The organism is Boseongicola sp. (assembly GCF_057460485.1).
This window is the reverse complement of record NZ_JBVCWP010000250.1, coordinates 1-5788: the sequence shown is the minus strand read 5'-3', so window position 1 is coordinate 5788 and position 5788 is coordinate 1. Positions and strand designations below refer to the sequence as shown.

The following is a 5788-nucleotide window of genomic DNA, read 5'->3' as shown; positions in this document are numbered from 1 at the left end:
TTCCCGGTTTCCCGATGTCCACGCTGAGCGTGCCCGCGAGCCCTGGCACCCAGATCGTCCAGATCAAGGAGCACAAGGATAAAAAGGAAAACAAGGGAAAGGGTGGCGACAACAAGAAGATCAAGAATGTGCAGAAGAAAAAACCTGAACATTCCAACGACGACAAGACGCGCGACAAGAGCAATGCGAAGATCAAGCGGTCAAAGGATGAGCGGGAGCGCGACTCTGACGCAATCTTGCGCGTGCTCGCACCGGAAGGCCGCGACATGAGTGTGCTGCTAGGCGCCGGGTCCCTCGTGCTTTTGGGATCTGATGTGATCTTTGCCGATGTCCCCGACGACCGCCGTCTGAGGTATCGCAACTGCCCCCCCGGTCTTGCCAGGAAAGATCCGCCTTGCGTGCCCCCCGGCCTTGCGAAAAAGGGCGTCAGTTATGACGAATGGATCACCTATGACGACGACCGGCTTGATGCGATTTACCTTGATCGGCGTCGCGACTATCTGAATCATGACGTAGATCTTTATGACGACAATCTGCTGCTCAATTCAGCCCAGATAGAATCGCTTTACGGGTTACGCCCCACTCCTGTTGGCAAACGCTATGCGCTGATTGATGGTCAGCCGGTGCTGCTGAGCGATGATGATTATACATCGCTGCTTCATATCCACGATCTTGCCTCGGTCGCAAACCTGCCCGCAGGGCTGCGTGTTGCGCCTACGGCGGCGTTGACTCAGAACGAATTGCGCCAGACTTACCGTCTTCCAGTACTAGAGCCGGGATATAATTATGCTGTCGTGAATGGCGAGCTGGTGACGTTGCAGGACAGTGCCTTTGAGACGTTGCAGTTGATCCGGATCGCACGGTCCATCTTTTGAGGCGGCCCTTTTCGGCAAATGGTTTGGCGGGTGCTCTTATAGGGGGATTCAACGGCGGATCGGCGAGAATGATGTCTTGGCCCCACGGGCTGACCAAGACGATCCTGCCCGTGTTTGATGTTCAGTGAGAGGGAAAGAGCCATGAGTAACCCTCCTGCTCCCCGGACAGAAGGCCCGACGAGCCGAGCGTGCTATCATTGGCCCAGTGTCGGGATCTTCATTCTGCTGCTTGGGAGCGTCATCGTCGCTTCGCGCAGTTTCCTGATGCCGGTGGTTCTTGCCTTCCTTCTTTCGCTGACCTTCTCGCCCATTCGGCGCGGCATGAGCCGTCTGGGGATTGCACCTTTTGTCACGGCCGTGACGGTGATTGTTTTCATCATCGGGTTGACTGGCGCAACGATCATGGGCTTGTCCCAACCGGTTCAGTCCTACGCGAAGAACGCCCCGCAGATCATGCGGGATGTGGAGTGGAAGCTGCGCGGGCTGAACTCGGCCATGGACAATATGGCCAAGGCGAGCGACGAGGTTGAAAAGCTGGCGGATGGTGGGACATCCACCACGCGGTCCGATCCCGAACGTGTGATCGTGGACAAGCCCTCCTTACTTCAGAACGCTGTTGCCAACACGCCTGTTATAATCGCGCAGCTTGTTATGACCCTGGCGCTTTTGTTTTTCATGATCGCCTCGGGAGACATGTTTTATGAAAAGATCATCCAGGCCAGCCCGACGTTCAGCGACAAGCGCCGGGCCCTGAAGATCATGTTTCAGATCGAACGCAAGATTAGCCGCTATTTCCTGACGATAACGTTGATCAACGCCTGTTTGGGAATTGCAATCGGGCTGGTGCTCTATCTCGCGGGGATGCCGAATCCGGCGGTCTTTGGCGTGATGGCCTTCGTGTTGAACTACATTCCGTTTCTCGGGGCCGTTTCGGGCGCTGCAGTGACATTTGCAATCGGGATCGTGTCGTTGGATACGGTGGGTGAAGCCGGGTTGATGGCTAGCATCTATCTGGGCATGAATGCGGTCGAAGGCCAGCTCATCACCCCCTACGCCGTGGGTCGTAGCCTGAGGCTCAACCCGGTGGTGGTGTTTCTGATGGTCGCGTTCTGGGGCTGGGCCTGGTCTGTGATCGGTATGGTCATCGCTGTGCCGATGCTGATCACGCTGCGCGCATTCTCCGAATATGTGCCGACGCTACGCAACCTCAGCATCTTTCTGTCTGACCGGGCCACACCTGCCGAAGATAGCTTAGCTCGCACCGAGAAGACTTCGGGGACGATGTAGACCAATACCGGTTTCTGCAAGGGCAGGGTCGCTGAGGTGCTCTTGCTTTTTCAGGACAGTTCTGCGGCTTCGGGTCTGCGCCTGTCTGACCTGTTCGATCCCAACCCATGCAATCTGATCGCGGTCAGAGTTGACGGTTCCTCCTTCAAGGGCAAGCCGGTGAACGACCGCGACGCTGTATTCGCGGCGCTCTGCCGGATTTAGGGTGCCATCCCGGGCCGAAACTGCGCCGATTTCATCCCGACATGCAGGGTAATTTCGGCTCAGGATCGGTTTCAGGCACGTTTGATCAGACGTATCAGGAACAGCAGGATCACCGCCCCGACGGTAGCGTGGATGATGGCGCCAGCTATTCCGGTACCGACACTCAGGCCCAGCATAGGAAAAATCAGACCGGCCACAAACGCTCCGACGATCCCGACCACGATGTTGCCAAGCAGGCCAAAACCATAGCCCTTAACGATCAGCCCAGCGAGCCAACCAGCCACTGCACCTACCAAGATTATTACTAAAAGACTTTCGAGAGCCATTTTGGATCCTTTCCATTATGCGTGAAATCATCGAAAAATTGAGACGCCAGTTACCGCAGCATCGCTAATGCCCTGCGTCCTGTCTGGCGCAGCATTCTCTGGCTTGTGCCGTTTCTGCTGTGCATGCTTTGCGGACGCACAGACGAGCAGCGTTATTGTTTCCCAACAACAGTATGTCACCGCTGGTGACGGTTTGACAACACAAGGAGGGGTCAGTCACGCTTTTCACCCATCAAATAGCGGCCCAGAATAAAAGCTGCAGTAAAGGCAATGAGTGACGGGGCATCGTCTATATCAGCTTGGGGCGCCGCTGGCCTGCTCTGCGCCACGTCGGCCGGGGCAGGTTGAGACCACCGCCAGAAAAGCGCAAGAACGCCCGCCCCCAAAAGCGTCAGGCCAAGCCCGATCAAGAGCGCCGCATATCCTTTCCCCAAGGCCATGCTAAGGCTTAAAAAGACCCAAACCGTCAGGAAGCCGATGCCAGCAACGCCGATCAGGTAACCGGACAGGCCCAGTATAAACAACGCCAACAGTTTGCATGCGCCGCCGCGCGCAAAACGCGCGGCTCCGTGTACCGCATCGTCGAAAAGGCGATTCATCGCCGCGACAGGGCGCCGATCAAAAGACCCGCGCCCGCAGCAAGGCCGATGGCCAGGAATGGGTGCGCAGCAACAGACCCTTCAAGCTGCGCCTCTGCGGATCGGCCTGTTTTCTCTGTATATTTCTTGGCTTCATCAACGCCCTCGGCAATGTCCGCCGCCATGGCATTACCGCGCCGTCCTGCGATCCCGGCGACGGTCTCTGCCAGCCTCGACATATCTTCCCTCAGGGCGGTCAGTTGTTGGCTCAGCTTCTCGAAATCGTCGGCGCCCGAGGCGTCTTTGGTACTCTTTCTATCTTGTGTCATTGAGGTCTCCATGGGGTTGGGATGGCAGGAGTGCGCGGCGATCACGCCACGTCCTGCGATCGAGAATTAAAGCTCAAAGCCGCGCAAAGGCCTAAATCTGCACCACCTTCGACGCCTGCTCGGTGGCCTGTTCCTTGGAAAGCCTCGTCAGAAGCAACCGCCTCGGTCTTGGTCTTCTGAACCAGTTGATCGCGGTGCTGCGGAGGGCCGTAGACCGTAGAGATCCTGAGCGGATCATGGCCGGTGCAAATCAGGTTGTGATGCGTGCCCGCAGGCACGACGATGCCGTCACCCGACTTGATCTTGTGGGGCACGCCGTCGATCACAATCCGCCCCTTGCCCTGTTCGATCCGAAAGAACCGATCCGTATCGGGATGACTCTCCCCTCCGATTTCTTCCCCAGGCGCGATCGACATCACAACCAGTTGAAGTCTGGACCCGGAATAAAGAACCCGCCGAAAGTCTGTGTTCTCTTGCGACACCTCTTCGATATTTCCGACATATCCAATCATGGCGACCCTCCAAAACTGCGTCACCTGCATTGGCGATGAGGGTCTGTTTGTACAAGAGCGCCTCTGGCGCGCACTGATCGGTGTTAGCGGTCCGGGCTTTTCTCCCCGTAGATTCTCGAGCTGTGCCCGATCGTCTGGCGTTGGATGCTCTAAACATGCGACAAGGTGCTGTCCTCCCCATGGAGGGCGAGCCGACAAACACGACGGCATGGGATGGCGGCACGACCACCCGGCGGCATGCTCTGGGATGTTGCAGTTGCAAAACCACCCTGCACATTTGGTCGACGTCCTGACTAACGTTTCCTCAATATGGGATGACCATGGCGACGCCCTCACCCCTAAAGAGACCGCGTGATCAAGTGAGAGCATCATTGTGAATGACTAGTCTGGGTCCAGGGAGCGACGGCAACAATCTCCGCAAGCTGACGCAGATTAGTGCAACAGACCGCAATAACGCGTCAAAGTACCGCAAGTTCGCCCTATTGATGAAATGGTATTGAACTATTTCCCAGCGGCGCACAGAAAAAGGATCAATCCCATGATTGCGAGCACACGATTTCTGGCCGTGACTACCGTTATTGCGTTAAGCGGCTGCACCTATAACGATGGTAGGCCAAACCAAACCGCAACGGGTGCGGTTATTGGCGGCGCGACAGGCGCGGCCTTGGGTAAAGTGATAGGAAATGACACACAGTCTACCGTCATCGGCGCCGGGATCGGCGCGGCGGTGGGCGGCGCCATCGGAGCCAATATGGCCCGACAGGAACGCGAATTAAACCAACAACTTGCGGGCAGCGGTGCCGTCATCACCAACACCGGCAGCGAGCTTCGGGTGATCCTGCCCGAGGGCGTGACGTTTGCAACAGGGTCCGCCACAGTGGCCACAGGCTTCTTGCCCGCCCTGCGCGAGGTCGCCCGCTCGCTGAAAACGTATAGAAACTCGACCGTCCTCGTAGTGGGCCACACCGACAATGTCGGATCTGTCGCCTACAACAAACAGCTGAGTCTGGATCGTGCTCTGGCCGTTGCCCGAATCTTGATCAGGGACGGTGTATCCTCGACCCGGATCACCTATTCCGGACTTGGCTTTAGCGAGCCGATCGCGTCGAACGCTACCGCCGCGGGGCGCGCGGAGAACCGTCGGGTCGAAGTTGTGATCACCCCCACAAACTGACCTTAATGCCCGCCATAACCCGACGGGCTGTTTCCGCCTCAGAGCGGCACCTACATCAAAGCCCGAGCAACAGAATTCCGATCAGACCGAATTCATCTGGGATGGTCATGAACAAGATCCAAAAGGAAAAATTATGATGGCCAGGACGCGGAATTCCGCAACGGCAGTTATCGCCGTCTTATCGTTACTGCAACCACTTCCAGGCCTTGCACAGGCCAAAGCCCAGGCACCCGGGGCGATAACCGAAGAGGCGTTGGAGACGACGCTTGCCTGCCTCAAAAACTTTAAAGGCAAGCCCAAAGACGCTGAAAAGGCCTGCCTTGAAGAGTTGAAACTTGCCGAGGTTGAATGCCTTCCGGAACTTCTCCAACCTGACGGTCGTCCGGACAAAAAGAACAAGAAAAAGGACGCATCACCCGAGATGATTGCCGAGCGGATCGTGCGAGCGGCGAACGCAGAAGCCTGCATGGCTGATCAAGCCAAAGTCACAGCGGACGCAGAGG

Annotated in this window: 8 protein-coding genes; 4 read left to right on the top strand and 4 right to left on the bottom strand. The window is 57.1% G+C overall.

The window, feature by feature from the left end; genetic code table 11:
- Both AC221Y_RS19440 and AC221Y_RS19435 read left to right on the top strand, forming a co-directional pair.
- A partial coding sequence (locus tag AC221Y_RS19440) for a transketolase (protein WP_486708089.1) occupies nt 1–875 on the top strand: 875 nt, incomplete at its 5' end.
- Between the two features lie 141 nt (nt 876–1016).
- Complete coding sequence (locus tag AC221Y_RS19435; RefSeq protein ID WP_486708088.1) at nt 1017–2162, top strand: AI-2E family transporter; 1146 nt, start codon at nt 1017–1019, stop codon at nt 2160–2162.
- A 275-nt stretch (nt 2163–2437) separates the two neighbouring features.
- On the opposite strand, the gene AC221Y_RS19430 is transcribed toward AC221Y_RS19435, so the two are convergent.
- The 4 genes from AC221Y_RS19430 to AC221Y_RS19415 all read right to left on the bottom strand — a co-directional run bounded on the left by AC221Y_RS19430 (nt 2438) and on the right by AC221Y_RS19415 (nt 4111).
- A complete protein-coding gene (locus AC221Y_RS19430; protein WP_085828265.1) occupies nt 2438–2692 on the bottom strand; it encodes a GlsB/YeaQ/YmgE family stress response membrane protein in 255 nt (84 codons plus the stop codon).
- 212 nt (nt 2693–2904) lie between these two features.
- A complete protein-coding gene (locus AC221Y_RS19425; RefSeq protein WP_486708087.1) occupies nt 2905–3291 on the bottom strand; it encodes a hypothetical protein in 387 nt (128 codons plus the stop codon).
- Nucleotides 3288–3599 carry a hypothetical protein gene (locus AC221Y_RS19420; protein ID WP_486708086.1) on the bottom strand — a complete coding sequence of 104 codons (312 nt, stop codon included), beginning with the start codon at nt 3597–3599 and terminating at the stop codon, nt 3288–3290. The genes AC221Y_RS19425 and AC221Y_RS19420 overlap by 4 nt, the downstream gene beginning before the upstream one ends.
- 41 nt (nt 3600–3640) lie before the next feature.
- Nucleotides 3641–4111, bottom strand: coding sequence for a cupin domain-containing protein (locus AC221Y_RS19415; RefSeq protein WP_486708085.1), 471 nt, complete (start codon nt 4109–4111; stop codon nt 3641–3643).
- 538 nt (nt 4112–4649) lie between these two features.
- Here AC221Y_RS19415 and AC221Y_RS19410 point away from each other — a divergent pair.
- Together AC221Y_RS19410 and AC221Y_RS19405 are read left to right on the top strand one after the other, a co-directional pair.
- Complete coding sequence (locus AC221Y_RS19410) at nt 4650–5285, top strand: YiaD family glycine zipper/OmpA-like lipoprotein (RefSeq protein WP_486708084.1); 636 nt, start codon at nt 4650–4652, stop codon at nt 5283–5285.
- 136 nt (nt 5286–5421) lie between these two features.
- Nucleotides 5422–5788 (top strand): hypothetical protein (locus AC221Y_RS19405; protein WP_486708083.1); only part of this gene is annotated, 367 nt, incomplete at its 3' end.

Bases quoted from the DNA above. Each gene is read 5' to 3' on its own strand.
- AC221Y_RS19430 (WP_085828265.1), bottom strand. From the start codon at position 2,692: ATGGCTCTCGAAAGTCTTTTAGTAATAATCTTGGTAGGTGCAGTGGCT.
- AC221Y_RS19415 (WP_486708085.1), bottom strand. From the start codon at position 4,111: ATGATTGGATATGTCGGAAATATCGAAGAGGTGTCGCAAGAGAACACA.
- AC221Y_RS19425 (WP_486708087.1), bottom strand. From the start codon at position 3,291: ATGAATCGCCTTTTCGACGATGCGGTACACGGAGCCGCGCGTTTTGCG.
- AC221Y_RS19420 (WP_486708086.1), bottom strand. From the start codon at position 3,599: ATGACACAAGATAGAAAGAGTACCAAAGACGCCTCGGGCGCCGACGAT.
- AC221Y_RS19435 (WP_486708088.1), top strand. From the start codon at position 1,017: ATGAGTAACCCTCCTGCTCCCCGGACAGAAGGCCCGACGAGCCGAGCG.
- AC221Y_RS19410 (WP_486708084.1), top strand. From the start codon at position 4,650: ATGATTGCGAGCACACGATTTCTGGCCGTGACTACCGTTATTGCGTTA.